General features: G+C 33.7%; 1 protein-coding gene and 1 pseudogene. Both read right to left on the bottom strand.

Translation table 11 applies throughout. The features are described 5' to 3' along the window. Positions 1-118: 118 nt before the first annotated feature. Positions 119-856, bottom strand: coding sequence for a DUF1796 family putative cysteine peptidase (locus NTH01S_RS11405; RefSeq protein ID WP_169802082.1), 738 nt, complete (start codon positions 854-856; stop codon positions 119-121). 144 nt (positions 857-1000) lie between these two features. Further along, positions 1001-1582, bottom strand: a pseudogene (locus tag NTH01S_RS11945) (shufflon system plasmid conjugative transfer pilus tip adhesin PilV); the annotation flags it as partial.

Raw genomic sequence — 1582 nt, forward strand, 5'->3', positions numbered from 1 at the left:
GTTTATAAGGCCGCTAGGGTTAGCTTGATGCCGGACAATTGTTAGCAAGTCTTTTTCAGGGACATGATAGGCTGAAGCAGCCATTATAGCACAAGATAAAATGGGCATAGATAAGCAATCACAAATCCAGATGATAGTTATAAATTAACCTTAGTAATAAAATATCATCAACTACATCAGGGAAATAACCAAGTTTACTCTCATCTGAATTTGGGGTGAATTTAAAAAGTCTAGAGCCATTAATTTCATTAACTTGCTTGAGTTTTATTTCAGATTTTGAGGGGCAGGTTTTTTCGAGATCTACGGCAATAAGTTCAAAATTTTTGGTCTTTTTAGATAAAATTTCTACTAAATTAGTAAAATGAGACGATAAATGGTTGTCAGATCGCGATATGAGGAAAAATATTTTTCCATCCTTACAATTTAAAAGATCATTGAAACGGGATATACATCGGGTATAATAAGCAAAGTATTCAGGCGTCTCTGGATTTTTATGTACAAAAACATTATCCAAATTAAAATTTGATTTTGCATAGTCTTTATAATCTGTATAATTATTGGGTAGAAATAACTCAAAATTACGATTGATATTATCAATCACGAATTCTGGTGTTGAAAATACCCAATCGAATGGTAAGGAATAATTTTTCAATCCGGATGACTTTAAAATATTTGAAGCGAGGCAATGCGTACCAAGGGAGACGACATGCTTTACTTTTTTTCCATTGATTTTCCGAGTTCCGTAATCAGGCATTTTCGCAGAAACTCTATGTTTATTTCGAAGTTTATTTTCTTTTATTTTTATAAAAAGGGGAGGGGTAAAAGAAAATGTTCCGAATTTTATGCCGATACTCAAGAATATAATCCCAGTTAATAAACTTATTACCATATATAATATAGTATATTTTTTATAAAAAATATACTATATTATATATAAACTGCGAATTTTCTTATTTCAAAATATTTCAATAAAAATGAAAGTTTTCTTTCTTTAAATTTGTTAATTAAAACAAATATGTAATTGGGTAAAACCATAATTTCCATACCATAATGTCGCAATGGGAACATCATTGGTGTTCGCTGGACAAGTTGTTGTTCCTGTTATTGGATTATTATATACAAAGTCATATTTGTTATTGTTTGTTTTAGGTACATAATAAGTAAATCTAGAATGTGTAATTGAAGTCCAGTGCCCATCAATGCAGTCTAATAAGTTTCCACTTCCATCATTTTGAGCAGATATAGTCCCATTATATGGGCATCCGGCACCTTCTTCACCCATAGGATGGATTTTAATACCCGTTTCTGTCTCTAAAGAATTCACATAGGCAGGGGCTGCTGATCCATCAGGATGCTGCACATAAAAAGTATTATTAGTACGTATGGCGGCGTTATAATCATCACCGTACAAGGCGGCTTGTTGACCTACGTGAAGGTTTGGCCCAGATGGTAACATTACATTGTTTGCATATAAGTTATTCTTAACCCAAACATTTCGTTCGAAATCAGCATCACCTTGGTCATTAAGCCATGCCTTGGGCGGTCCGCCACGGGGGCCTGCTCCGATGGATCCCTCAGCATA

The sequence above is a fragment of the Neokomagataea thailandica NBRC 106555 genome, assembly GCF_001598495.1.
In the GTDB taxonomy this organism is placed as follows: Bacteria; Pseudomonadota; Alphaproteobacteria; order Acetobacterales; family Acetobacteraceae; genus Gluconobacter; species Gluconobacter thailandicus_A.